General features: G+C 74.6%; 20 protein-coding genes. 14 read left to right on the top strand and 6 right to left on the bottom strand.

Translation table 11 applies throughout. The annotated features are described in order from the left end of the window. Window positions 1-274: 274 nt before the first annotated feature. Both IF83_RS0125015 and IF83_RS0125010 read right to left on the bottom strand, forming a co-directional pair. Window positions 275-931, bottom strand: coding sequence for a hypothetical protein (locus IF83_RS0125015; RefSeq protein WP_051723341.1), 657 nt, complete (start codon window positions 929-931; stop codon window positions 275-277). A gap of 230 nt (window positions 932-1,161) precedes the next feature. Further along, on the bottom strand, window positions 1,162-1,401 hold the full coding sequence (locus tag IF83_RS0125010; protein ID WP_030547859.1) for a DUF6411 family protein: 240 nt from the start codon (window positions 1,399-1,401) through the stop codon (window positions 1,162-1,164). A 521-nt stretch (window positions 1,402-1,922) separates the two neighbouring features. Between IF83_RS0125010 and IF83_RS33370 the strand changes: the two genes are divergently transcribed. The 3 genes from IF83_RS33370 to IF83_RS0124995 are packed head-to-tail and all read left to right on the top strand — an operon-like array spanning window position 1,923 to window position 4,740. Then, window positions 1,923-2,033, top strand: coding sequence for a keywimysin-related RiPP (locus tag IF83_RS33370; protein ID WP_107046866.1), 111 nt, complete (start codon window positions 1,923-1,925; stop codon window positions 2,031-2,033). 20 nt (window positions 2,034-2,053) lie between these two features. After that, entirely contained in the window at window positions 2,054-4,309 is a 2,256-nt protein-coding gene (locus IF83_RS0125000) for a lasso peptide biosynthesis PqqD family chaperone (protein WP_078843845.1), read from the top strand. Beyond that, window positions 4,306-4,740 carry a lasso peptide biosynthesis B2 protein gene (locus tag IF83_RS0124995; RefSeq protein WP_030547855.1) on the top strand — a complete coding sequence of 145 codons (435 nt, stop codon included), beginning with the start codon at window positions 4,306-4,308 and terminating at the stop codon, window positions 4,738-4,740. Before IF83_RS0125000 ends, IF83_RS0124995 begins: the two co-directional genes overlap by 4 nt. 83 nt (window positions 4,741-4,823) lie before the next feature. Here IF83_RS0124995 and IF83_RS31380 read toward each other — a convergent pair whose 3' ends face one another. Together IF83_RS31380 and IF83_RS0124985 are read right to left on the bottom strand one after the other, a co-directional pair. After that, the gene (locus tag IF83_RS31380) at window positions 4,824-5,981 is read right to left on the bottom strand and encodes a hypothetical protein (protein ID WP_051723339.1); all 1,158 of its coding nucleotides are present in this window, start codon (window positions 5,979-5,981) and stop codon (window positions 4,824-4,826) included. After that, a complete protein-coding gene (locus IF83_RS0124985; RefSeq protein WP_051723337.1) occupies window positions 5,978-7,783 on the bottom strand; it encodes a serine/threonine-protein kinase in 1,806 nt (601 codons plus the stop codon). The genes IF83_RS31380 and IF83_RS0124985 overlap by 4 nt, the downstream gene beginning before the upstream one ends. Before the next feature lie 289 nt (window positions 7,784-8,072). On the opposite strand from IF83_RS0124985, the gene IF83_RS0124980 reads away from it, so the two are divergent. Further along, window positions 8,073-9,215: a site-2 protease family protein gene (locus IF83_RS0124980; RefSeq protein ID WP_030547849.1), complete on the top strand. Its 1,143-nt coding sequence runs from the start codon at window positions 8,073-8,075 to the stop codon at window positions 9,213-9,215. Window positions 9,216-9,249: 34 nt separating this feature from the next. Here IF83_RS0124980 and IF83_RS0124975 read toward each other — a convergent pair whose 3' ends face one another. Next, window positions 9,250-11,949 (bottom strand): AMP-binding protein, encoded by a 2,700-nt coding sequence (locus tag IF83_RS0124975; RefSeq protein WP_078843844.1) that lies wholly within the window; start codon window positions 11,947-11,949, stop codon window positions 9,250-9,252. 281 nt (window positions 11,950-12,230) lie between these two features. On the opposite strand from IF83_RS0124975, the gene IF83_RS0124970 reads away from it, so the two are divergent. From IF83_RS0124970 to IF83_RS0124940, 7 genes are all read left to right on the top strand, one after another. After that, window positions 12,231-13,265 carry an iron ABC transporter substrate-binding protein gene (locus tag IF83_RS0124970; RefSeq protein WP_030547845.1) on the top strand — a complete coding sequence of 345 codons (1,035 nt, stop codon included), beginning with the start codon at window positions 12,231-12,233 and terminating at the stop codon, window positions 13,263-13,265. 120 nt (window positions 13,266-13,385) lie between these two features. Next, window positions 13,386-14,867 carry an ABC transporter permease gene (locus tag IF83_RS0124965; RefSeq protein WP_244177197.1) on the top strand — a complete coding sequence of 494 codons (1,482 nt, stop codon included), beginning with the start codon at window positions 13,386-13,388 and terminating at the stop codon, window positions 14,865-14,867. Then, on the top strand, window positions 14,864-15,919 hold the full coding sequence (locus tag IF83_RS0124960; protein ID WP_030547841.1) for an ABC transporter ATP-binding protein: 1,056 nt from the start codon (window positions 14,864-14,866) through the stop codon (window positions 15,917-15,919). Before IF83_RS0124965 ends, IF83_RS0124960 begins: the two co-directional genes overlap by 4 nt. Window positions 15,920-16,102: 183 nt before the next feature. Then, window positions 16,103-16,921, top strand: coding sequence for a restriction endonuclease (locus IF83_RS0124955; protein ID WP_030547839.1), 819 nt, complete (start codon window positions 16,103-16,105; stop codon window positions 16,919-16,921). Window positions 16,922-17,131: 210 nt separating this feature from the next. Then, the gene (locus IF83_RS0124950; protein ID WP_078843843.1) at window positions 17,132-18,157 is read left to right on the top strand and encodes an ABC transporter ATP-binding protein; all 1,026 of its coding nucleotides are present in this window, start codon (window positions 17,132-17,134) and stop codon (window positions 18,155-18,157) included. Further along, window positions 18,154-19,005: an ABC transporter permease gene (locus tag IF83_RS0124945; RefSeq protein WP_030547835.1), complete on the top strand. Its 852-nt coding sequence runs from the start codon at window positions 18,154-18,156 to the stop codon at window positions 19,003-19,005. Before IF83_RS0124950 ends, IF83_RS0124945 begins: the two co-directional genes overlap by 4 nt. 4 nt (window positions 19,006-19,009) lie before the next feature. Beyond that, window positions 19,010-19,627 carry a TetR/AcrR family transcriptional regulator gene (locus IF83_RS0124940; RefSeq protein WP_030547833.1) on the top strand — a complete coding sequence of 206 codons (618 nt, stop codon included), beginning with the start codon at window positions 19,010-19,012 and terminating at the stop codon, window positions 19,625-19,627. Between the two features lie 188 nt (window positions 19,628-19,815). Here IF83_RS0124940 and IF83_RS0124935 read toward each other — a convergent pair whose 3' ends face one another. Continuing rightward, window positions 19,816-20,490, bottom strand: coding sequence for a TetR/AcrR family transcriptional regulator (locus IF83_RS0124935; protein ID WP_030547831.1), 675 nt, complete (start codon window positions 20,488-20,490; stop codon window positions 19,816-19,818). Between the two features lie 89 nt (window positions 20,491-20,579). On the opposite strand from IF83_RS0124935, the gene IF83_RS0124930 reads away from it, so the two are divergent. The 3 genes from IF83_RS0124930 to IF83_RS0124920 all read left to right on the top strand — a co-directional run bounded on the left by IF83_RS0124930 (window position 20,580) and on the right by IF83_RS0124920 (window position 23,955). Then, the gene (locus tag IF83_RS0124930) at window positions 20,580-21,296 is read left to right on the top strand and encodes an NAD(P)-dependent oxidoreductase (RefSeq protein WP_030547829.1); all 717 of its coding nucleotides are present in this window, start codon (window positions 20,580-20,582) and stop codon (window positions 21,294-21,296) included. 139 nt (window positions 21,297-21,435) lie between these two features. Beyond that, window positions 21,436-22,893, top strand: a complete 1,458-nt coding sequence (locus IF83_RS0124925; protein WP_030547827.1) for an NF041680 family putative transposase — start codon at window positions 21,436-21,438, stop codon at window positions 22,891-22,893. Window positions 22,894-23,685: 792 nt separating this feature from the next. Further along, window positions 23,686-23,955, top strand: coding sequence for a MerR family transcriptional regulator (locus IF83_RS0124920; protein ID WP_078843847.1), 270 nt, complete (start codon window positions 23,686-23,688; stop codon window positions 23,953-23,955). Window positions 23,956-23,979 lie beyond the last annotated feature (24 nt).

Here is a 23,979-nt window from a genome sequence, read left to right as displayed (position 1 = left end):
ATGTGACTCCGGGCGCGGAAGCCGGCCGCGCAGGAGAGCATGAATCGGTGTGACCGACTGAGCCAACAAGCTCGGTCCGTTCACGGCCGAGAAGTTGACGCTAGTGCCGTGGTCCCCCGGGGGTGCGGACACCAGGCATCGGGCAGGTCCGCCGCGAATGTGCGGGCCGGCCGGGCGGCATCCCGTACGAGCCCGCCCGCCCTTCCCGCTCGGGGGCCGGGAAGGACGGGCGGTGGGTGGGGCAGTGCGGGGACGCGGCCGGCGGGCCGCTGCCTCAGGAGCCCGCCCCGGGCAGTTCGGGGGCCTTGGCGAACAGGTCCAGGTACATGCCGAGCGAAACGAGCAGACCGACCACGCCGAGCACGAGACCGCCCAGCGCCACGGACTTCACCCAGGACCGGGTCTCGGCCCGCTGGGCGTGCAGGGCCAGCAGCAGTCCGCCGACGAGGATCGCCAGCAGGGCGAAGATGCCGTTGAGCAGGGCCGCGGTGTGCCACGGAACGCTGTAGTAGGCCTCGATCTGGTCGCCGCCGCCACCGGAGCTGGCCTCGATCTGGCCGATGAGCTCCTTGCGGGCGTGCAGCATCTGGCCGATCGAGGTGCCGGTGAGGGAGCAGAGGCCGAACGCGGCACTGACGACGGCGGCGGCACCGGCGCCGAAGCCGGTGCGGGAGGCGGCGGGAGCCGGGGCGGCGGCGTCCGGCAGGAGGTCCGGGTCATCCTCGCCGGCGGTGTCGCCGGACGCGGTGCCGGCCACGTCGGCGGCATCCTCTCCGGCGGTCGCGGGCTCATCCCGCGCGGCCGGCTCGTCCTTGCGGATCTCCTGCTCCGCGGAGGGCGACGCGGACTGCCCGGGAACCGCCGTGTTCTCCTCCTTCTCCAGGGCGGGGGCGCTGTCGGTACGGGGGGTGGTGGTGCTCTTCTCAGTCATGGGGAGCCACCCTACGGGGCGTACCTAAACGGCCGGTAAGAAGCCTCCCGGCGTACCGACTTGCCCCTCCACCAGGGCCGCGTGCGGGGCCGTTGGAGCGCGGCGGCGCGACGGCGCCCCCGGCCTCCCGGGGCCGCGGGCCGCCCGTGTTCGGCGTCGTCGCGGCAGCGGAAGGCCGGAGGCGTTTCCCGCCGTCGCTCACCCGGCGAGGAGGCGGTCGGGGTGCCGGCTCAGAACGGCATGCGTCCCCGTGCGCGGCGGCCGGCGGACCCGCTCCGCGACACGGCGCGGGAGCTGCTGCGGAACGGCTTGCTGAACAGCCGGCCCAGAGGGCCCGGCGCCTTGCCCGTCACCCGGGTCCCGGCGCCGAGGGAGCGCTGGGTCCCGCGCTCCGGGTGGCGCGAGAAGCGCGGCAGAAGAAAGGCCAGCACGGCCAGAACCACACAAACGACAACGATGGCGACGGCCATGGCGGAACCTCCTCGTTCTTCGGTTTTCCGCGCTTACCCCGCCGGAGGACCGGCATGCTCACAAGCGGCCGGCCGATCGTCGAACTGCCTGGTCACGGGCGATTTCGCGGCGGCCGGCCGCCGCGCCGCGGCGAGCCGCCGGCGTCCCGCGCGCGGTTCCGCCCCGTACCGCGCGCCCGGCCCGGCTGTCACACCCGTGGACCGTCGGCGCGACACCGGGAGGGGAGTGGCGCAGAATCGGTCATGCGTCCGTGCGTCAATCCGATGATCGGCTCGTAAGGGGCCGTCTTTTCCAACGGATTGCCGGATGATCACCCGGGCAGGGGGTTTGGAACGCGGTATTCCGCTCCGGCCTTGTACCGCCCTCCGGCATGGCCAATTCTCTCTGCAGCCCGCGGTTCTCGTCGGACTCCGCCCGGAGTCCGGGGCAGCGGGCGCGGGGCCGCACCGCTCCCTTCCCTGCCGCCGGCGCCGTCCGGCGGACAGCGGGAACGTCAGGCCCCGCCGAAGGGAGGAATCGCATGCGCAAGGCTTACGAGGCGCCGGTCCTGGTCGAACTGGGCGGGTTCCGGGAGAAGACGGGGCTGCTGGGGAAGCACGGCAACGACCGTCTGATCCTCAGCAAGAACTGAGGCGCGCGGACGCCTGAGCCATGACGCCTCGATCCCACGGGATCGCGGGCCCGGGCGAGGGCCACTTCACGGTCTTTCCTGACTGTGCGGAGGCCCTCGCCGCGGCCCGCTCCCTCATCACCCCCGGTACCCGGGTGCTCTCCTACCCCTCCGGCCGGCCCTGGCTGGCCGGCCAGTGGCACGACCGGGAGATCACCGCCGTCCGCGCCCGCCGCTCCGGCATCGCCGTCCTCGGCTGCTGCCCGGCCGAGGCGGCCGAACTCCTACGCTGCGCCGAGCGCATGCGCGACCTGAACGAGGCCGGCGAGCTGGCCCGCCGGCTGCCCGGCAGCTTCCATCTCGTGGCCGACCTCGACGGGCGGCTGCGGATCCAGGGCAGCGCCTCCGGCCTGCGCCGGGTCTTCCACGCCACCGTCGAGGGCACGGTGGTCGCCGCCGACCGCGCCGACCTCCTCGCCTCCGCGGCCGGAACCGGGGTGGACGAGGAGGAACTCGCCGTCCGCCTGCTCTGGCCCGTCCCGTACCCGCTGGCCGAGACCTCGGTATGGCGCGGGGTCACGGCCGTGCCGCCCGAGGACGCCCTCGTCATCACCCCGAGCGGCCGCGGCAGCCGGACCACGCGCTGGTGGACCCCGCCCGAGGCGGATCGCTCCTTGGAGACCGGCGCCGAGAACCTGCGGGCGGCCCTGGACGAGGCCGTACGCGCCCGCACCCGCTCCGCCGCCACCGTGAGCTGCGACCTCTCCGGCGGCCTCGACTCCACCAGCGTCACCTTCCTCGCCGCGCGCGCCCCCGCCCGCGTCATCGCGAGCACCTGGCCCGGCCGCGACCCGGCCGACAGCGACCTGCACTGGGCCCTGAAGGCCGGGGAGCACCTTCCGGACGTCGAGCACGTCGTCTGGGACGCCGACGCCTCGCCCCTCGTCTACACGGACCTGCTCGACATCGACGACCCGATGGACGAGCCCACCATCGGCGTCATGGACCGGGCCCGGGTTCTGCACCACCTCCCCGGACTCGCGCGCCGGGGCAGCGAACTGCACCTCACGGGCATCGGCGGCGACCACATCGCCTGGTGCTCCGAGGCGTACTACCACCGGCTGCTGCGCACCAGCCCGTTCCTGGCCCTCGGCAGGCTGCGCGGCTTCCGCGCCCTGTGGAACTGGCCGCTGCGCGACACCGCCCGCGCCCTGCGGGACACCCGGCCCTACGGGGAGTGGCTCGCCGGCACCGCGCGCGAGCTGCACGCGCCCCTGGCGCCCACGGTCAGCGGCGCCCTGGGCTGGGGCACGCCGCCCCGGCTCTTCGACTGGGTCACCCCGGAGGCCCGCGAGGTGATCCGGCGGGCCATCGGCCGGGCCGCGGAGGACGCCGTTCCGCTGTCTCCGGACCGCGGTATGCACAACGATCTGCACCTCATCCGCGACTGCACCCGGATCCTGCGGATCTGGGACCGGATGGCCGCCCGCGCCGGTCTGCCCATGGCGTCGCCCTTCTTCGACGACCGGGTGATCGAGGCGGCCCTCGCCGTCCGGCCCGCGGACCGGGTCACCCCGTACGCGTACAAGCCCCTGCTCACCTCGGCCATGCGCGGCGTCGTGCCGGACGTCTGCCTGAGCCGCCGGAACAAGGCCACCGCCTCGATGGACGCCACCAACGGGCTGCGGGAGCACCGGGCCGACCTCCTGGCCCTCTGGGAGAACTCCGAACTGGCCCGGCGCGGCCTGGTCGACGCCGGCCGGCTCCGGGAACTGGCCGTGCGGCCCGCCACTCCCGGGCTGCGCGAGGCCATCCTCTACTCGACCATCGCCTGCGAGGTCTGGCTGCGCACGCTCACGCCCGCCGCCGGTCCCGCGCCGGGGCCCCCGGAGCCGGCCGTGTCGAGCCGCCGCCCCGCACTCCACCGTCCACCCTCCGTACGCCCGCATGTCCCTCACCACTCCGCGCACCGACGCCGGGGCGGGGCCGCCCCGGCCCGGCCCCGGCCGCCCACCCGCGCGGGAAAGGATCAGGCAGAGATGCCCTTGCAGTTCGCCGCCGATGTGTCCACCGCCGAGACCGACTACGGAACCGTCCTGCTGGACCAGCGCAGCGGCCGCTACTGGGAACTCAACCCCACCGGCACGCTGGTGGTGAAGGCGCTGCTGCGCGGCGGCGAGGAGAAGGACGCCGTGGAGGCGCTCGTGGCCGAGTTCGAGATCGGACGCGAGCAGGCCGCGCGCGACGTGGCCGCCCTGGTCGAGACCCTGCGCGACTCGGGTCTGGTGACGGCGTGAGCACCCCCGCCGCCCTGGACCGGCCCTCCGGCGTACCCCTGGCCCACCGCCTGGCCGCGCGCGCCGTCCTGCCGTCGGCGTACCTCCTCGCCCGGCTGCAGCCCCGCCGGATCCGGCGGCTGCTGGAAGCCGTACGCCGCGGCGCCCGCCCGGCCTCCCCGGAGCGGACCCTGGCCGCGCGGAACGCGGTGTGCGCGGTCAGCCTGTTCTGCGCCGGTCCGCAGGGCTGCCTCCCCCGCTCGCTGGCGGCGGCGCTGCTGTGCCGGATCTGGGGGGTGTGGCCGACCTGGTGCACGGGGGTGCGCGTGGTCCCGCCGTTCTCCGCGCACGCCTGGCTGGAGGCGGACGGCCGCCCCGTCGACGAGGGAGTGCCGGACGACTACTTCACCCGGCTGCTGAGCGTCCCCCCGCGGCGGCGGGCGGCCGGATGACCCTCCCCTCCGCGCCGTCCGGGACCGGCGGGGCACCGCCCGCGCCCGCCGCCGGACAAGGCCCGCCCGGCTGCCGCCGGCCTTCAGCCGCACCGGTAGGTGAAGGCGGCGGACTCCGTGCGGCGGTCCGGTGAGGTGACGCGCAGCTCGGCGGTCGCCCGCACGGTGCCCTCACCTCGGAACGTCCACTTCAGCCGGAGCCGTGCCTCCCGCTGCCCCCGGGCCAGCCGCTCGCGCAGTGGCCCGGACGAGGTGCCGTCGCTGCGCAGCCAGTGGTACCGGATGGTGCCGGACTGCCCGTTGGTGCGGACCCGCGCCACCACGTCCGCGGTGGCGTCGCACCCGCCGGGGCCGCTTGCCCGTACGGTCACCCCGGTCACGGCGAACTCCGGTCCCTGCCGGTCCCAGAGGAGGAAGACCGCGACGCAGAGCAGGATCAGGGCCGCCGGGGCGTACCGGCGCGGCCACGGCGGACCCCGGCGCGCCGGGGGCGGCCGGTGCGGGGAGGGCCCGCCGTGCCAGGGGCCGCCCGGCGGTCCGCCGGGCGGCGGCGTGCGCGGGTACGGCGATCCGCCGGCCGGCGCACCGGCTCCGGACTGCCGTGCCCGGGCGGGTACGCCGGGGCCGAAGCGCAGGACGCCGTCCGGCCCGTACGGCGGCCCGGCCCGGCCGGGCCCCGGGCTCCCGGTGCCGCCGGTGGGGAGGGGCGAGACGGGAGGGGAGCCCGGCGCCGGACCGGGGCCGGTGCCCAGGACGAGGCCGGGCCCCTGGCCGTGACCGGACTCGGGGAAGGTGCCGGGCCCGCGCAAGGCGCCGGGCCCGATCACGGGCAGGATCTGTGTCCGTTCCCCGGAGCCCTGGTCCCGCTCCCGTCCCTGGTCCCGCTCCCGGTCCGGGGGCCGGTTTCCGCCCGGCTCCGGCTCCGGCCCCAGCCCGGGTTCCAGCGCCGTTTCCCGTCCCGGCCCGGGACCCGGCACCGGCCCGGGACCCGGCGTGACGGAGCCCCAGGCGTGGTCGAGCACGGTGGCGGAGTAGGTGAGGTCGTTCCCGGCCGCGGGCTCCGCCGGCGCGGGGCCGGTACCGGGGCCCCCGTCGTCGGAGGCCGGACGGCCGTCTCCGGACGGCTGAACGCCGTCCGGCAGCCGGACGGTCTCCTCCTCGCGCGCCTCCCCGGGGCCGGGCGGGGAGGTCCGGCCGGGGCGGTCCCCGGGCGTCCCCGCCCCCTGGGCACCGGAGGTCACCGGAGGCAGTCCGCGTACCACGGGTCCGACCGGAAGGCCGTGCCGGACGCGGTGGTCACCTCCAGGACGTACCACCGGCAGTCGAGCGGCCGGGCCTCCCCGTTGGCGACGGCATAGGGTTCGCCGCCCTCACTGATCCGGAAGGACACCGGGGATCCGGAGGGGCGGCGCGGCGCGCCCTGGGCGTCCTGCGCGTACCACTGGGCGGAGAGGCCGACCGGGCCGTCCCCGTCCGTGGTCACCGTCACCCGGCCGGTGAGGGTCTCGCCCGCCCAGCCGGTGCGGATCGTTACGTCCCGCACGGTGGCCGGCGGCGGCTGCGAGTGCCCGGGCGGGGTGGTTCCGCCGCCCGTGGGGGCGGTGGTGTGCGGCGGGGGTTCCGTGGCGGACCCCGTCCCGGCGGACGCGGACGGCCACCAGCCCGCCGACGGCTCCCCGCTGCCGCCGGTGCTCCCCGGGGACGGGCTCCCCCCGCTCCCGCCCGGCGTGGCCGTGCCGGAGGGGGAGGCCCCGGGGCCGCCGGAGGGCGAGGCCGACGGGCTGCCGCCGCTTCCCGGCGCGGTGGGGGCTGTGGTGGCGGTGGCCGTGGTCCGGTCGGTCTCTCCCGCCCAGCTCCCCGGCAGCAGCGAACCGAGCACCACCAGCGTCGCGATCGTCAGCGCCCCCGCGGTCGCGAGCCGCCCGCGCGGGTCGCGGCCCGGCGGCCGGGCGTCCCCCGGCGGGGTGTTGCCCTCCGGCAGGACCAGGGTGTCCGGGGACGTGCCGCCTCCGGCCGGACCGCCGCCGTCGTACGGGTCGCCACCCGGGGCCGGTGCGCTCTCCGGCGGCTGCCCGGGCAGGGTGGTGACGGCGGCGTCGGTGAAGCCGAACCCGTCCTCCGCCTCCGCCGCCCGCGGGATCAGCAGTGGCAGCAGCGCCGCGAGGGCGGCGAGACGGCCCCGGCCCCGCTCCTCCCAGGCGGGACCGTAGGCGCGCCCGGCCACCTCCTCCAGCTCCCGGAGGAAGGCGGTTGCGTCGCGCGGGCGCTCCTCCGGCGCCTTGGCCATGCCGTGCCGCACCAGATCGCGCACGGGCTGTGGCACCCGCTCGTCCGGGACCGGGTCGGTGGTGTGCCGCAGCGCCAGCTCCATCAGGTTCTCCCCGGCGAACGGCTTCTCGCCGGTGAGGCACTCGAAGAACGTCACCGTGGCGGCGTAGACGTCCGTCGCCGGGGTGGCCGGGGCTCCGTTCCACTGCTCCGGGGCCATGTACTGCGGGGTGCCGCTGATCCCGCCGCGGCGGTCGCCGCTGCGCCCGGCGATGCCGAAGTCGACGAGCTTGGACCGGCCCTCCTCCGTCACCAGCACGTTGGCGGGCTTGTAGTCGCGGTGCACCACGCCGGCCCGGTGGGCGTCGGCCAGGCCGAGCAGCGAGCCCTTGAGGACGAGCAGCGCGGCCTCCGGGCCGGTGGGTCCCTCCTCCCGGATCAGCGCCCGCAGTGGTACGCCCTCCACGAGCTCCATGACGATGGCCGCCCCCTCGGGGGCCTCGACGTACTCGTAGAAACCCGTCACATGCGGGGAGCGCAGACCGCCCAGCACGTGTGCCTCGGTGCGGAAGGCGGTGCGGAACGCCTCGTCCGCGGTCAGCTCCTCGTTCAGGTACTTGACGGCCACCGGGTGCCCGGTGGCGTCGTGGACGGCGACCACCACGCGTCCGCCGCCGCCCGAGCCGAGCTCGCGGAGGTGCGTGTAGCCGGGGACCGTCCACTCCGGGCCGGGGCCCTGAGGAAGAGTCGCGTCGGAACTGCCGGATCCGGTCATCGCCGCCCCCCTGCGGTCATGGATGACATCGGGGACCCGCGCGCTCCGTACCGGATTGGCGCGTTGCGTCCCCCCTGCCAGGACTATGACAGCCCCCGGCGATTCGGAGAACGCCGAATCCGTAACAGCCTGTCCACAAAACGCCCACCGGCCGCACCGGATCTCCGGGACCTTGTGCCGCTCGGGAACCCTTCCGGCCGTACGGCCGGGCGGAAGGTGATTCCGCCCCTTCGCGGCGGGTACTCATGCGCCGTCCGCGAACCGTGCCGAGCGCCGGGAGGCCGCTGCCGTGGGACAGACCTTCTCGCTGGGCCGGCTGGCCGGGATCCGCGTCGGCGTGAACTGGAGCGTCCTGGTCATCCTGGCCCTGCTCACCCTGGGGCTGGCCGAGGGACGCTTCCCGGAGGCACACCCGGGCGACCCGGCGTGGCTGTACTGGGTCGTGGGTCTGGTCACGGCGGCCGTCTTCCTGCTGTCGCTGCTGGCCCACGAGATCTCGCACGCCCTCGTGGCGCGCCACCACGGAGTGAAGGCCGACAGCATCACGCTGTGGCTGCTCGGCGGTGTCGCCCGCCTGCGGAGCGAGGCGCCGGACCCCCGGGCCGAACTGCGCATCGCGGGCTCGGGCCCGCTCGTCAGCCTGATTCTCGGTGCCCTGTTCGCGGGCCTGGCCGCGCTGGTCCGCGCGGCCGCCGGACCGGGCCTGGCCGCCGAGGCGCTCGCGTGGCTCGCGGGCATCAACATCCTGCTGGCCCTCTTCAACGTCCTCCCGGCGGCTCCCCTGGACGGGGGGAGGCTGCTGCGCGCGGCCGTGTGGTGGCGCACCGGCGATCCGGTGCGGGCCACGGTGGTGGCGTCGACGGCCGGCCGGGTACTCGGCTGGGGCCTGGTCGCCCTCGGTCTCTATCTGGTGCTGCTGGGCGCCGGTTTCGGCGGGGTCTGGCTCGTGCTCATCGGCTGGTTCCTGGCGGCGGCGGCCACGCTGGAGGGCGGCCAGGCGCGGCTGCGGGAGCTGCTGTCCGGGGTATCGGTCCGTGAGGCCATGAGCCCGGACCCGGTCACGGCCCCCGCGTCGGCCACCGTCGAGGACTTCCTGGAGAGCCCCGCGTTCCGCTACCGGCACTCGGCGTTCCCGGTGGCGGGGGACGATGGCGTTCCCGTGGGACTGGTGACGCTGCACGACGCCCTCCGGGTACCCGCCGGGAACCGCGGCACCACCCGGCTCGCGGACATGATGCTGCCCGTCGAGGAGATCCCCACCGCAGCTCCGGGCGACCCGCTCGACCGGCTTCTGCCGCAGCTGCAGGCCGGCCCCTCCCGCCGCGCTCTCGTGATGGAGAACGACAGGCTGGCCGGCATCGTCTCGTCCTCCGACATCAGCAGGATCACGGCATGGCTGACCTCGGGCACGCCGTGGGCACCGCGGCCGTGACGCTCCGCTTCCGCCGCGGCCGCCGCCGCACCGGCTACACGGCTACCGGCGAGGAAGCCTCCGGGCGGGCGGCGCCGGTGCCCCGCGTGCACGGCCGCCCGCTCTCCCCGGTCCCGCCGCCCTCCCCGCCCGGCGGCGGCGCGGTCCGCCCGCGGCGCCGCGGCAGGGCCGGCAGCCGCCGCGTGAGCCGGGTGACCGCGGTGGCGTACGCCACGCCGACGGCGAGCGAGGCGATCAGCGCGAGCAGCGGGGAGTGGTCCTCCAGCAGCGGATACACCTGGAAATGGGTGAGGTAGATGTACAGCGAACTGTGGGCCAGCACCCCCGCCGTCCGGTTGAGCGGGCCCAGGCTCGGCAGGCTCCGCACCCAGATCAGCAGGGTGAGCCCGGCCATCGCCACCACCGTCCGCAGCGTCTGGCCGTCGCCTTCGGGGAAGAGCCCAGGGACGGTGGCGAGCACCACCGCGGTCAGCAGCAGGCGCCGCCAAGCCGTGTCCGCCCGGGCCGCGGCCCAGCCGAGGGCGAACAGCCAGAAGACCACGACGGCCGTCAGATGCGGCGCCCGGAGGTCGAACCCGGGCACGTTGTAGCGGGTGACCAGGGCCAGGGCCGCCAGCGCCAGCGGAAAGCCGAACGGGAACCGGCGTTCGGCCCGGTCCAGTGCCGGGACGGCCAGGACGGCGGCCAGGAAGACGAGGATGTACAGCAGGCTCTCGACGAACCAGTAGTGCCACTCCTGCCGGCCCTCGTGCGTCCCCATGACGCTGTTGAGCAGCAGGACGTTCTCCGGGTCGTAGCCGTCGGCGAAGAGCACCGCCCCGCTGATCCACACCACGCTCGGCACGGCGATGTGCGCCATGCTCCGCCCGAGGCGCCGGACGCGTTCCGGCCGGGCCGCCGCGGTGAGCTGGAAGCGCGCGAAGTTGTAGCCGGCCACGCCCAGCAGGACGTGCGCCCCGCCCTGGACCAGGAAGAGCGGTATGTGGGAGCCGACGATCAGGACGATGGCGACGGCGCGCAGCGCGACACCGGTCTCCAGGGCGCGCCGCCGGCCGGCCCGCCGCGGCGCGGGGGCCGCCAGCTCGCGGATGGGACGGATGTGCCAGTTCTCGGGCAGCCGGCCCAGGGCCTCCTCCAGCCGTACGGACATCTCCACGTAGGAGAGGGAGTCGCCGCCGAGGCCGGTGAAGCTGCTGTCCTCGGTGACGTCGTCCCGGTCGAGGATCTCCGCGTACAGCGCGCACAGACCGGCCGCGCCGACGGTCCGCGGCCGCGCCGGGCCGCCGCCGGGCTCCGCCGTCTTCCCGCCCTCGTTCCCGGCCCCGCCGGGACCGGGGAGCAGCTCCCGTACGGCCCGGTAGTCCGGTTTGCCCGTGGCGAGCCGGGGGAGTTCGGGGAGGACGCGGACGTGGACCGCGCGGGGCGGCAGGCCGCAGGTGTCCGCGACCAGGCGCCGGACGCGGACCGGGTCCGCCTCCCCGGTGACGGCCACGGCCAGGGCCTCGTCGGATCCCGCGCAGTACGCGTCGACGCCGTGGCGGCCGAGGACCGCCTCGACCTGCTGCGGGTCGATCCGGAGCCCGAGGATCTTGACGAACCGGCTGTGCCGCCCCACCACCTCGTACAGGCCGTCCGGGGCGCGGCGCGCGACGTCCCCGGTGCGGAGTTCGCGGACGGTCCGGCCCCGTGCCAGGTCGGCTGGGGTCCGTGCGTACCCCAGCATCACGTTCGGTCCCGTGTAGACCAGCTCGCCGGTGCCCTCGCCGCTGTCCTCGCCGGCCGGGCCGGGCAGCGGCCGCAGCCGGAGGGAGCCGCCCGGGATCGGGACGCCGATGGCCTCGGGCCGGGACTCCGCGAGCTCCGGGGGCAGATAGGCCATGCGCGCGGTCGCCTCGGTCTGCCCGTACATGACGAACAGGTCCCAGCCGTCCCGCCGCCCCATGGCGGCGTAGCGGGCCACGCGGTCGGGCGCGAGCCGGCCGCCCGCCTGGGTGATGTAACGGAGGTGGGGGAGGCGCATCCGCTCGAAGCCGGCCCGGTCGAGCAGGTCGAAGGTGTACGGCACCGCGGCGAAGGTCGTGGCGCGGGCGACGCGGAACAGATCCCAGAAGCAGGCGTCCGCCACCGACAGATCGGTGAGGACGAGCCCGGCGCCGCGCAGCAGATGGCTGTTGACGACGGAGAGGCCGTAGCAGTAGTGCAGGGGCAGCGTCGTGGCGGCGCGGTCGGTGACGCGGATGTCCAGGTAGCGGGCGATGGCCTCGGCGTTGCTCCGAAGATTCTCGTGGGAGAGGCGGACCAGCTTCGGCGAACCGGTGGATCCGGAGGTGCTCAGCAGGAGGGCGAGGTCCGGGTGCAGGTCGTGGACGGAGACCGTGTGCCGCTCCTCCACGGCCCACCGGCCGTCCACGGGACGGATCACCACGTCCGGGTCGTAGGCGCTGGTCATCGCGTCCAGCGTTCCGGGGCTGCCGCCGGGGACGAGCAGCAGCGGGTGGCCCCCGGCGAGGGCCGCGAGGTAGAAGACCAAAGCGTCGGCCGTGTTGGCGCCGGCCAGCAGCACCAGCCGCCGCCGGGAGCCGAGGCGCCGGGCCGTCGCCGCCACCCGCGCGGCGAGGTCCCGGTAGGACAGCTCGACGTCCGCCGCGATGAGGGCGATGCGGTCGCCGTGGGCCGCCAGGTCCGCGGCGAAGGGAACGGCGGCGCCGGAGGGCTGGTCCGAGTGGTGCGTCACGCGTCGAATCGTAGGTAAGCCTTACCTAAACCGGAACCCGGGTGGTGTGTGATCTGTCAGGCACGATCTGCCCCCGACCTCCAACACCGCAGCGCCGGTTGGGTAGTTGATGGGGGAGTGGTGAGGGGCGGCGGGGGAGCGGTGAACATCACACTTGACGGTGAGGTTAGGTTTACCTTAATCATGGGTCCACGCCCGTACTCCTGCGGCGATCAACCAGCCGCCGCCTCCCGCCCGCGCACCCCGCGGCCACGGGGGCGCCCTGCAAGGAAGGCACCACCATGCGTCGCCCCCCGGCCCGCCGTCTCGCCGCGCTCCTCGCGGCGGCCCTCCTCCTGCCCGCGGCCGCGGCCTGCGGCGGTGACGACCAGGGCGGCTCGGGGGAGGACTCCGCTCTCGTCATCTACTCCGGTCGCAACGAGAAGCTGGTGGGCCCGATCCTCGACGAGGTCGAGAAGGCCGTCGGCAGCAAGGTCGAGGTCCGCTACGGCGACAGCGCCGAGCTGGCGGCGCAGATCCTGGAGGAGGGGGACAAGAGCGAGGCCGCGCTGTTCTTCTCCCAGGACGCCGGTGCCCTCGGCGCGCTGTCCAAGGAAGGCCGGCTGGAGAAGCTGCCGGAGAAGACCCTCGGCAAGGTCGCCCCGGCCTACCGCTCCGGCGAGGGCGACTGGACCGGCGTCTCCGGACGCGCCCGCGTCATCGCCTACAACCCGGAGAAGACCGCGAAGGCCCCGGACAGCGTCCACGACCTCACCGCGCCGAAGTGGAAGGGCAAGGTCGGCTACGCCCCGACCAACGCCTCCTTCCAGGCCTTCGTCACCGGCATGCGGGTCCTGGAGGGCGACGAGGCCACCCGCGACTGGCTGAAGGACCTCAAGGCCAACGGGGCGAAGGAGTTCACCAACAACCTCGCCGTGCTCGACGCGGTCGACTCCGGAGAGGTCTCCCTCGGCCTGATCAACCACTACTACTGGTACGAGCGGGTCGCCGAGAAGGGCGAGGACAAGGTCACCGCGAAGCTCCACTTCCTGCCCGGCGGGGACCCGGGCGCCCTGGTCAACGTGGCCGGCGCCGGCGTCCTGGAGGGCAGCGGGCAGAGCGAGCAGGCGCGCAAGGCCGTCGACTTCCTGCTCTCCGAGAAGGCGCAGACGTACTTCGCCGAGGAGACCAAGGAATACCCGCTGGCCGCCGGGGTCGACCCGGAGACGAAGGACCTGCCGCCGCTGGACTCCCTCGACAGTCCCGAGATCGACCTCGGCGAGCTGGACTCCCTCCAGGAGACGCTGGCCATGCTCCAAGACGTCGGCATGGTCTGATCCATGCGCTCCTCCCCGCCCGCGCCCCCGGTGGCTCCGGCGGCCCCCGCACCCGGCCCGGCCGGCGCCCCGGCGCCCGCCGGGTACCGGCGCGCCGGGAGCCGGCCGCCCTGGCCCCTGATGATCCTCGCGAGCATCGCCTCGCTGTTCGCGCTGCTGCCGCTCGGCTATCTCGCCGTCCGCGCCCTGGAGCGCGGCCCCGGGCACGCCTGGGACCTCGTCATGACCGAGCGCACCGCCTCACTGCTCGGCCGGAGCCTGGGGCTCACCGCCGTCGTCGTCACCGCCTGCCTCGTGCTCGGGGTCTCCCTGGCCTGGCTCACCGTGCGCACCGATCTGCCCGGCGCCCGGTTCTGGTCGGTCCTGGTGACCCTGCCGCTGGCGGTGCCCAGCTACGTCGCCGCGTTCACCTGGCTGTCCGCCGCCCCCGGCCTGGCCGGGTTCACCGGAGCCGCCCTCGCGCTGACCCTCGTGAGCTTCCCGTACGTCTACCTGCCGGTGACCGCCGCCCTGCGCGGCACCGATCCCGCGCAGGAGGAGGCGTCCCGCTCCCTCGGGCTCGGGCCGGTCCGCACCTTCCTGCGGGTCACCCTCCCGCAGCTGCGGCCCGCCGCCGCGGGCGGAGGTCTGCTGGTCGCGCTCTACGTGCTCTCCGACTTCGGCGCGGTCTCCCTGATGCGCTACGACACCTTCACGCGCGCCATCCACACCTCCTACCGCGCCAGCTTCGACCGCACCCCGGCGGCCGCCCTCAGCGTCGTCCTCGTCGTGATGACCGTGCTCCTCGTCGCGGCCGAGGCCCGCACCCGGGGACGCGCCGGGCACGCCCGGACCGGCACCGGCACCGCGCGTCCCGCCCTGCCCGCCGGCCTGGGCCGCTGGCGGGTCCCCGCCCTGGCCTGGTGCGGCGCGGTGACGGCCGTGGCCGTCGCCCTTCCGCTGGGCACCCTCGGCTACTGGCTGGCCGTCGGCTCCTCCGCGACCTGGGACCCCGCCCGCCTCGCCCAGACCGCCTGGGCCACGCTCGGCGTCGCCGCCGCCGGGGCCGCGCTCACCACCGTGCTGGCCCTGCCCGTCGGCGTGATCGCCGCCCGCCACCGGGGCCGCGCCGCCCGGCTCCTGGAGCAGACGGCCTACGCCGGGCACGCGCTGCCCGGCATCACCGTGGCCCTGGCCCTGGTCTTCCTCGCCGTCCGCTACGCCCACCCGCTCTACCAGGAACTGCCGTTGCTGGTCGCGGCCTACGCGGTGCTGTTCCTGCCCGTCGCGGTGGCCGCCACGCGCGCCGCCGTCCTCCAGGCCCCGCCCGTGCTGGAGGACGTGGCCCGCTCCCTCGGCCGCTCGCCGCTGCGGGCCCTGCGCGAGGTCACCGTCCCGCTCGCGGCGCCCGGAGTGGCCGCCGGGGCGGCGCTGACCTTCGTGGTGTGCATGAAGGAACTCCCCGCGACCCTGCTGCTCCGCCCCACCGGCATGGACACCCTGGCCACCCGCCTGTGGACCGAGACCGGCGCCGGCGCCTTCGCCGCCGCCGCCCCGTACGCCGCCGCGCTGATCCTCCTCGCGGCCGTCCCCTCGTATCTGCTCGGGAGGCACCGCACATGACCGAACTGCGCATCTCCGCCCTGACGAAGTCCTACGACGGCGGCACCCCCGTGCTCGACGGTCTCGGCCTCACCGTGCCCGGCGGGGCCCTGGCCGCCGTACTCGGCCCCTCCGGCTGCGGCAAGACGACGCTGCTGCGGATCATCGCCGGCTTCCTGCGCGCGGACGCGGGCACCGTCGAGGTGGCCGGCCGCACCGTCGAGGGCCCCGGTACGCATGTGCCGCCCGAGCGGCGCCGGATCGGCATCGTCCCGCAGGAGGGCGCGCTCTTCCCGCATCTGAGCGTGGCCCGCAACGTGGCCTTCGGCCTGCCCGGCAAGGACCGCGGGGAGCGCCGCCGCCGCACCGAGGAGATGCTCGACCTGGTCGGGCTCGCCGGCTACGGGGAGCGGATGCCGCACGAGCTCTCCGGAGGCCAGCAGCAGCGGGTGGCGCTGGCCCGGGCTCTGGCACCGCAGCCGGAACTGGTGCTGCTGGACGAGCCGTTCAACGCCCTCGACAGCGCCCTGCGCACGGAGGTGCGGGCCGACGTCCGGGCCGCGCTGCGCGCCACCGGCGCCACCGCCGTCCTGGTCACCCACGACCAGCAGGAGGCCCTGTCCACCGCCGACCTGGTGGCCGTCGTGCGGAACGGGACGGTCGCCCAGTGCGGTACCCCGCAGGACGTCTACCGCCACCCGGCCGACCTGTGGGTCGCGGGCTTCGTGGGCGAGGCCGTGACACTCCCCGCCACGGCCCGCGACGGCGCGGCCGTCACCGCCCTGGGCCGGATTCCGGTCACCCGCTCCTCCGGGAACGGCGCCGCGGCGAGCGGCTCCCGGGAGGGGATCGTGCTGCTGCGGCCGGAGCAGCTGCGGCTCACCGAGGCCGCTGCCGCGGAGGCCCTCGGCACGGTGCGCGACGTGAGCTACTTCGGGCACGACGCCATGGTCAGCGTCGTGGTCGAGGGACTGGACACCCCCGTGGACGTGCGCGTCGCCGGACCGGTGACCGTCCGGCCCGGTGAGCGGACGGGCATCGGCGTCACCGGCGAGGCGGCGCTCCACGGCTGAGGGCGGCGGGCCGGGAGCGCGGCGGGAGCGCGGCGCGGCCGGACGGCGGACGGCGGGCGGCGCGGCAGGGACGGCGGCCGGGCCCGCCGGCGGCGAGGTCCGTGGTGAAACGGTGCTGAAACGGCGGCCCCGGGGCAGGAGGCAGGAACGATCTTCGTTCGGACCTCAGGGGGGATCCCGTCCATGGCCACACCGACCCGGCGCCGCATACCCGGCCACGACGAGCCCGAGCCCGGACGGCCGCTCGGGGCACGCCAGTTGGCGTCCACCCTCGGGCTGCTGGTCATCCTCGTCTGCGGGATCGGGCTCACCCTGAAGCAGGCGAGCCAGGCCTCCCCGGGGCATCTGGCGACCGCGGTGCTCGGGACGCTGGTGGCCGTCGCGGCGGCGGTCGCCGTGCTGCGCGGCCGCCGGCAGGCGCGGATCGCCGCGGGCCGGCACCCCGGCACCGTCCCGGTGGAGGAGGAGGTCTCCGCCGCAGAGCGCGAGGCGATGCCGGAGCTGCTGCCCGACCTGCACCCGGAGGGGGGCGGGGAAGCGGTCCCGGAGCCGCTCGCGGCCCCCGCGCCGGAGCAGGCCGCGGAGCCGGACGGGGAGCCGTGCCCGGAGCAGGAGATCCGCGGTGCCTACGACGCGATGGACGCCGACGCCTTCGAGGAGGCCGTCGCGGCGCTGTGCGAACGCGACGGCTGCGGGGACGTGAGCGTGGTGGGCGGGGCCAACGATCTCGGCGCCGACGTGGTGGCCACCAGCCCGGACGGCCGGCGGGTCGTCATCCAGTGCAAGCGCTACTGCGAGACGAACAAGGTCGGCTCCCAGGAGCTGCAGCGGTTCGGCGGCACCTGCTTCACCGTCCACGAGGCCGACGTCGCCGCCCTCGTCACCACCAGCACGTTCACCGAACCCGCGGCCGACTACGCCGCGCGGACGGGCATCCGCTGCTTCGACGGAGCCGACCTGGCCGCGTGGGCGGACCGCGCCGGCCCGGCGCCGTGGGAGTGACCGGCGCCGTCCGGATCAGGACCGGAGCCGGCCGGCCGCGACCCCGCGCACCGGAACCCGTCCGGGCGGTGGCGGCGCTCACGAGGCGGCCGGTTCCGCTGTGACGAACGACGGTTGACGCGGCCGGCCGGTCCCCGTGTGCTCCGGCGGACGGCGCCGCCGGGTGAAGCCCGGTTGCTAAACCTACCTATCGATAGGTAGGTTTAGTCCATGAGCACAAGCACTCCCGATTCCTCCATTCGCGCCTCGGGGCTGGGACGCGACTTCGCGGGCCGCGCCGCCGTGCGCGACCTCGATCTGGAAGTCGCCCCCGCCGAGATCTACGGACTCCTGGGTCCCAACGGCTCGGGCAAGAGCACGACGGTCCGCATGCTGACGACCATGCTCCGGCCCACCCGCGGCACCGCCCGCGTGGCCGGAGCCGATGTGGCCGCGGAGCCCGCGCTGGTCCGCTCCCGTTCCGGCACGGTGCTCCAGGACACGGCTCTCGACCCGGGGATGGCCGGACGTGAACTCCTCCTTCTCCAGGGCCGGATGCACGGCCTCGCCGCCGCCCGGGCCCGCGGCCGCTGCGACGAGCTCCTCGCCGTGACCGGCATGGCCCGGCACGCCGACACCCCTGTCGGGAAGCTCAGCGGGGGACAGCGGCGCCGGATCGATCTCGCCGTCGCCCTCGTCCAGCGCCCGCGGGTGCTGTTCCTGGACGAGCCCACCACCGGCCTGGACCCGGAGAGCCGCCGCTCCCTGTGGTCCGAGATCCGCCGCCTCTCCGTCGAGTCCGGCGTCACCGTGCTGCTGACCACGCAGTATCTGGAAGAGGCCGACGAACTCTGCCACCGCGTCGGCATCCTGCGCGAGGGGCGGCTCATCGCCTCCGCCTCGCCCCGGGCGCTCAAGGAGAGCGTGGGGGAGCGGGCGCTGACCCTGCGGTTCGGCGACGAGGGCGCCGCGGCCCGCGCCCTGCGTCTGCTCACCGGACGCGGGGAAACCGCCGGCCTGCTCGCCGCAGGCACCGTACGGGCGAAACTCTCCCGGGCCGGCGCGGACAGCGACATGCTCCTGGCACTCGCCGCCGAAGGGCTGCGCGCCGACGCCATCCGGGTCGACGAACCCAGCCTGGAGGACGTTTACCTCCGCCTGGCCGCCGTGCCGGAGCACGGGCACGGGGCCGGCAACCACGACGACAGCCCCGACGGAAACCGGCACGACGGACACGAGAGCGGGGCAGCGGCATGAGCGCGGACACCACCCCTTCCACCGCCGGCCCGGCCGGCATCACCACCCCCGAGGCCACCGAGACCACCGGCAGGCCGGGCGGCGCCCCGGCCGCCCTCCTCGCGCTCACCGCGCGCTCCCTGCGCACCTGCGCCCGCACCCCCTCCCTGATCCTCTCCCCGCTCCTCATGAGCGCCTTCTTCCTCGTGGTCTACGAGGCCCAGCTCTCCCCGGTGGCGGGCGCGGCCGGCGCCGGCCGGAGCTATGTGGAGGTCGTTCTGCCGCTCTGCCTGCTGACCACGGCCTTCACCGGGGGAGCGATCGCCGGTCAACTACTGGTCCGGGACATCGAATCCGGGTACCACGCGCGGCTGTGGCTGACCCCGGCGGGCCGTTCGGCCCTCGTCGCGGCGCCCGTCCTCGCCGGGACGGCCGTCCTCGCCGCCCAGGCCGCCGCGCTCACCGCGCTCGGAGGGCTCCTCGGGCTCCGCCCCGCCGGAGGGCTCGCCGCGGCGGCCGCCGTCGTCGCCGCCACCGTCCTGGTGGGACTCGGCTTCCTGCTGCTGGCCGCGGCCGCCGGCCTGTGGACCGGCAGCGCCTCCGCGGTGAGCTCTGTGACCCTGGTCTTCTTCCCGCTGTCCTTCTTCACGGCCACCTTCGTCCCCCGCGCGAGCCTGGACGGCTGGATGGCCGTCGCCGCCGGCCTCAACCCGCTCACACCGCCCCTGGAGGCGATGCGCGCCCTGCTCTCCCCGGGATGGAGGGAGCAGAGCCTGTGGCCGGGCACCATGGTCGTGGCCGCTCTGCTTCTGCTGGGCGCCCTCGCGGTCCGCACCGCGCTCGTCCGCCGCACCCGTACAGGAGTCTGAGCCCATGCCCCGCAAACCCGACACACGCCTCCGTGCCCGGGAGGAGTTCGCCGTCCTGCTGCTGGAGCGGGGATACCTCGGGGTCTCCCTGGAGGAGATCGCCAAGACGGTCGGCGTGAAGAAGGCCAGCCTGTACCACCACTTCCCGGGCGGAAAGGCCGAGATCTTCACCGAGGTCGCCCACCGGTACATCGACGAGGCGGGCGAGGTGCTGCGAACGGCGATGACGGCGGGGGAGACCCTGCGCGAACGGCTGGAGTCGGTCGTGGCCACCTACGCGCTGGGCACCTATAACTCCACGCTCGGCCTGCGGGTCTACGACGCCACCCGCCACCTGGACGACGCCACCCGCACGGAGATCTCCCGGCGCTACGTGGAGCGGCTCATCGCCCCCATGACCGCGCTCATGGCGGACGCCGTGGCCGCGGGCGAGCTGCGGAAGGCCGATCCCGGATTCCTCGCCACGGCCTTCCTCGAACTCGCCGGGGTCGCCGAGCCGATGCCCGGCGATGTCGCCATGCCACCGGAACAGCGCCCCGAGGAGGCCCCGGTGGGGGAGACCGTGCGGCAGGTCGTCGCCCTCTTCCTGCGCGGTGCCGCGCCGGACCGGGACGGCGGATAGGGCCCGTCCGCCCCTTCGCGCCGGATCGGACCGCGGCGTGAAGGGGCCGCGCCGCGCACCGCGGTGGGCCGCCCGAGTGCCGGGCGTACGCGGGCGGGCCGGCGACGCGGCCTGGGGCGCCTCCGGCCGGAGACCGCGGGAGTGCGGTGCCGGGCGCCGCGGCCCCGGTGGGAACGGCCGGACGGGCTCTAACCTTGGGCGCCGGAGCCCTCGTCCGGGTGCAGGGCGTCGAGAATGAGGGTGAGGCCGAAGTCGAACTCGTCGGCGTAGGAGTAACCGGGCTTGAGGGCGTGCTCCGTGGCGAGCTCGGTGAGATGGGGATAGGCGTCGGCGGGCATCTCGCGCAGGATGGCGCCCGCCACCTCGTCCAGCTCCGCCGAGTCGCTGAACGGCAGGCTCAGCTCCTGCAGCACGAAGCCGTACAGGTAGCTGTCGATCAGCGAGACGGCGTGCGCGGCCATCGGGACGGAGAACCCTCCGGCGCGGAGCAACCCGATGACGGTGTCATGGTGGCGCAGGGTCGCGGGGCCGGGCCGGGTGCGGGAGTCCATCAGGGGGACGGCCCACGGATGGCGCCGGAGCGCGGCGCGGGCGGAGACCGCGCGCCGGCGCATGGCGCTCTTCCAGTCCGTGCCGCGCGGCGGCAGGTCGATCTCCTCGAACACCGCGTCCACCATGCCGTCAAGGAGGTCCTCTCGGCCGGCCACGTGGTGGTAGAGCGACATCGCCTCGACGCCCAGGGACCCGGCGACGGCCCGCATGGTGAGCGCGGCCGAGCCCTTCTCGTCCGCCACCGCCATCGCCGTGCGGATCACCAGCCCGCGGCTGAGCGTCCCGCGCCGGCCCCTGCCTCCTTGGGGCATGCCCCCTCCTCCGCTTCCCTTGACTGCCTTACGGCGTAAGGATAGCGTGCCTTACATCGTAAGGTTGACCTCCGGGGAAGGGGTGCGCCATGGGCGCGGATGGGGTGAAGAAGGTCTGCATCGTCGGGGCTTCGGGGAAGCTCGGGCGGTACATGGTCCGGCACGCGCTGGAGCGGGGCTACGAGGTGGTCGGCGTCTGCCGCGAGCGCAGCGTGCCGAAGCTGGCCGCGTTCGAAGGCCGGATGACCGTCGTCCCCGGGCCCACGAACGACCCGGCGGTGATCCGGCGGGCGGTCGCCGGGTGCGACGGAGTGCTGACGGTGCTGGTGCCCTGGGGTGTGCGGCAGTACGCGTCGGGCACGGCACAGGCGGTCCTCGATCACGCGTGGCCGGGCGCGCGCCTGGTCTTCTCCTGCGGCTGGCACATCACGCGTGACGGCAAGGACCGGTACCCGCGGGGCTTCGCGGCGGCCCTGTGGATCGCCGCCCGCCTGGGCAGGCTCCTCCGCTACGTCGAGATCGACGATCAAGTGGAGGCGTGCCGCCGGGTGTTCGCCAGCGACACCCGGTGGACCGTGGTGCGCGGCAGCTCTCTGGAGGAGGGGGAGAGCCAGGGCCTGCCCGTGTGGAGCCGGCACGTCGGTGACCCGGTGCTGTCCGGCAATCTGACACGCCGTGTGGACTTCGCCCTGTTCATGGTGGAAGCGCTCACCGACGACACGCTCGTCCGGGAGGCCCCGGCGATCGTCGGCCGCCTCACCCCGGGCGCCCTCGCGCACGCCGGTGTCCCTGGCGGTCACGCCTAACTTGATCTTCAACCTTGGAGGTCGAACGACTCCTCGTACTTGATCACTCGGGCTGGTAACTGCCGTATGTGAAGGCGGCCTTCGGCTGAGCATGTGATCCGACCAAGGAACACACAAGCTCAGCGCGAAGGCCGTGGGGATGAGTCTGCTGCAGCACGTCGTCCGGCAGGATCCGTTTGCGGAACTGTCATGCTTCCGGGGTGAGTTCTACTCCTGTCTGACCCGGCGAGCGGATGCGCTGTTCGAGTTGGCCGATGCCGTGCTGTGTGCGGACGGCCCGGTCCGGTCGCTGGTGGAACTGTCGCTGGTGGGCGAACACCGGCGCGGGCACGGCGGGCTCTACGACGCCCTGTCCGCAGGCCGGGTCGACGTGGCCCGGCTGCGACGGGCCCTGGCAACGGTTCCGCTGCCACGGGCGGCGGACGGCCGGCTGGTGCTGGCCGCCGATCTGACCTGCTGGCTGCGGCCCAACGCGCACACCTCGCCGCAGCGGATCCTGTGCCACACCTACGGCCGGGGCAAGGACCAGCACATTCCCGTGCCCGGCTGGCCCTACTCGGTGATCTGCGCGCTGGAGACGGGACGCAGTTCGTGGACCGCGCCGCTGGACGCACTGCGTCTGGCCCCGGGCGACGACGCTGCCACCGTCACGGCCGGCCAGATGCGTGAACTGGTCGAGCGGCTGATCTCAGCCGGGCAGTGGAGGGACGGCGACCCGGAGATCCTGATCGTGGTGGACGCCGGATACGACGTGCCCCGCCTGGCCTTCCTGCTCAGAGATCTGCCGGTGCAGGTATTGGGCCGGATGCGCTCGGACCGGGTCCTACGCCGCGCGGTCCCGCCTCGCGAGCCCGGCGCTCGGGGCCGGCCGCCCCGCCACGGAGGGGAGTTCGTCTTCGGTGACCCGAACACCTGGGGCGCACCCGATGAGCAGACGGTGACCACAACCCGTCTCTACGGCACCGCCACCGCCCGGGCATGGGACCGGCTCCACCCGAGACTGACCCACCGCTCTGCCTGGACTTCCCAGCTCGGCGCCCTGCCGGTCATCGAGGGCACCGTGATCCACTTGCAGGTCGAGCATCTGCCCAGCGGCGCGACACCCAAGCCGGTCTGGCTGTGGTGGTCGGGCACCGACGCCACCACAGTCGACGTCGACCGTCTATGGCAGGCGTTTCTGCGGCGCTTCGACATCGAGCACACCTTCCGCCTGTTCAAACAGACCCTGGGCTGGACCTGCCCGAAGATCCGCACCCCCGAAGCCGCCGACCGCTGGACCTGGCTGATCATCGTCGCCTTCACCCAGCTCCGACTCGCCCGCCCGCTGGCGGCAGACCTCCGGCGACCGTGGGAAAAGCCGACCCCGCCCGACAGGCTCACCCCCGCCCGCGTCCGTCGCGACTTTCGGCACCTGCGGCCGAAGGCCGCCTGCCCGGCCGAAGCACCGAAATCCTCCCGGCCTGGCCCGGGACGGCCACCCGGCCGCAGGAACAACCAGCCCACCGCACGCTATGACGTGCACATCGTTCGCAAACCCGGCCCCTCAAAGCGACGCACGACGAAATCAACGACTCCACGTCCTCGCCGCACAGGTTAAAGATCAAGCTAAGGGTTGTCCCGATAATCCCCGGTGGGCGCGCGACGCCGGGTACGGCACTCCCAGCCTCCGGCCGGGGGTGCCCCCACGCCGCGTTGTCGGAACATCCGCATACACCCGGTATGCGAACACCCCTCCGCCTTGCGATGCACCGCATCCGACGCCGCGCGCTGCTCCACCGCGGATTACGGGACAACCCCTGGCGCCGTGACCCGAGGCGCCGCCGGTCCGGGAAATCTCCTGTGGCCGTGGTAGACATTCGAGGGCACTGGAGCTAACGTTTCTTGTGTAACGAAAGCCGGAGTCAACGGAACGCGGCAGCGACGACCGCGTGAGCAGGACGGCACGGCGGTGCGGTGATCGGGGCCGGCAGTGGGAAAGGGGCCTCGGCGCCGGCGGCCGGGCCGGGCGGCTCAAGGAGCCGTCGCAGCAGTCAGTACCACCACGTTGATCACCGGAAGAGAGGAGCGCATCACCATCGGGATCGCCCGGGCGACACCCCCCTCGTCCCCCCGGGTAAGGCAAGGCCAGGAAAGGCAAGGTGGTCCTCGGTCACGCATTCAAAGATCCCCGTATCCCGGCCTCCCGGCCGGCGTACGGAACGAGTGAGACCGGCGCAGTGAGCCGGTAGATGGTGTTGTATCCCTCGGGGCTCCGGTGCCGCACGGCACCGGAGCCCCTCGACGCGTGTTCACAGGACAGGGTCAAGAGACAGAGGTGCAGGTGGCAGCGGAAGACCATCCCAACACGACGACCGATCCCCTCGAAGACGACGACTACCCGGCCTACACCATGGGCCGCGCGGCGGAGATCATCGGCACCACCCCCGCCTTCCTCCGGGCCGTGGGGGACGCGCGGCTGATCACCCCCCTCCGCTCCGCCGGCGGCCACCGCCGCTACTCCCGCTACCAGCTGCGGATCGCCGCCCGTGCCCGCGAACTCGTCGACCAGGGAACCCCGATCGAGGCGGCCTGCCGGATCATCATCCTGGAGGACCAGCTCGAAGAGGCCCGGCGCATCAACGAGCGGCTGCGCGGAGCGGAATCCCGGTCCGGCCGCTGACCTTCACGGGGCCTTCCGCCGGCC

Origin of the sequence: Streptomyces albus subsp. albus, assembly GCF_000719865.1 — a bacterium.
GTDB lineage: Bacteria > Actinomycetota > Actinomycetes > Streptomycetales > Streptomycetaceae > Streptomyces > Streptomyces albus_E.
The sequence above is the reverse complement of the archived record's forward strand: the minus strand, read 5'-3'. Positions and strand labels throughout refer to the sequence as shown.

Bases quoted from the DNA above. Each gene is read 5' to 3' on its own strand.
- IF83_RS0124930 (WP_030547829.1), top strand. From the start codon at position 20,580: ATGGGCGCGGATGGGGTGAAGAAGGTCTGCATCGTCGGGGCTTCGGGG.
- IF83_RS33370 (WP_107046866.1), top strand. From the start codon at position 1,923: ATGCGCAAGGCTTACGAGGCGCCGGTCCTGGTCGAACTGGGCGGGTTC.
- IF83_RS0125015 (WP_051723341.1), bottom strand. From the start codon at position 931: ATGACTGAGAAGAGCACCACCACCCCCCGTACCGACAGCGCCCCCGCC.
- IF83_RS0124920 (WP_078843847.1), top strand. From the start codon at position 23,686: ATGGGCCGCGCGGCGGAGATCATCGGCACCACCCCCGCCTTCCTCCGG.
- IF83_RS0124935 (WP_030547831.1), bottom strand. From the start codon at position 20,490: ATGCCCCAAGGAGGCAGGGGCCGGCGCGGGACGCTCAGCCGCGGGCTG.
- IF83_RS0124950 (WP_078843843.1), top strand. From the start codon at position 17,132: ATGAGCACAAGCACTCCCGATTCCTCCATTCGCGCCTCGGGGCTGGGA.
- IF83_RS0125000 (WP_078843845.1), top strand. From the start codon at position 2,054: ATGACGCCTCGATCCCACGGGATCGCGGGCCCGGGCGAGGGCCACTTC.
- IF83_RS0124960 (WP_030547841.1), top strand. From the start codon at position 14,864: ATGACCGAACTGCGCATCTCCGCCCTGACGAAGTCCTACGACGGCGGC.
- IF83_RS0124925 (WP_030547827.1), top strand. From the start codon at position 21,436: ATGAGTCTGCTGCAGCACGTCGTCCGGCAGGATCCGTTTGCGGAACTG.
- IF83_RS0125010 (WP_030547859.1), bottom strand. From the start codon at position 1,401: ATGGCCGTCGCCATCGTTGTCGTTTGTGTGGTTCTGGCCGTGCTGGCC.
- IF83_RS0124970 (WP_030547845.1), top strand. From the start codon at position 12,231: ATGCGTCGCCCCCCGGCCCGCCGTCTCGCCGCGCTCCTCGCGGCGGCC.
- IF83_RS0124955 (WP_030547839.1), top strand. From the start codon at position 16,103: ATGGCCACACCGACCCGGCGCCGCATACCCGGCCACGACGAGCCCGAG.
- IF83_RS0124945 (WP_030547835.1), top strand. From the start codon at position 18,154: ATGAGCGCGGACACCACCCCTTCCACCGCCGGCCCGGCCGGCATCACC.
- IF83_RS0124940 (WP_030547833.1), top strand. From the start codon at position 19,010: ATGCCCCGCAAACCCGACACACGCCTCCGTGCCCGGGAGGAGTTCGCC.
- IF83_RS0124965 (WP_244177197.1), top strand. From the start codon at position 13,386: ATGATCCTCGCGAGCATCGCCTCGCTGTTCGCGCTGCTGCCGCTCGGC.
- IF83_RS0124985 (WP_051723337.1), bottom strand. From the start codon at position 7,783: ATGACCGGATCCGGCAGTTCCGACGCGACTCTTCCTCAGGGCCCCGGC.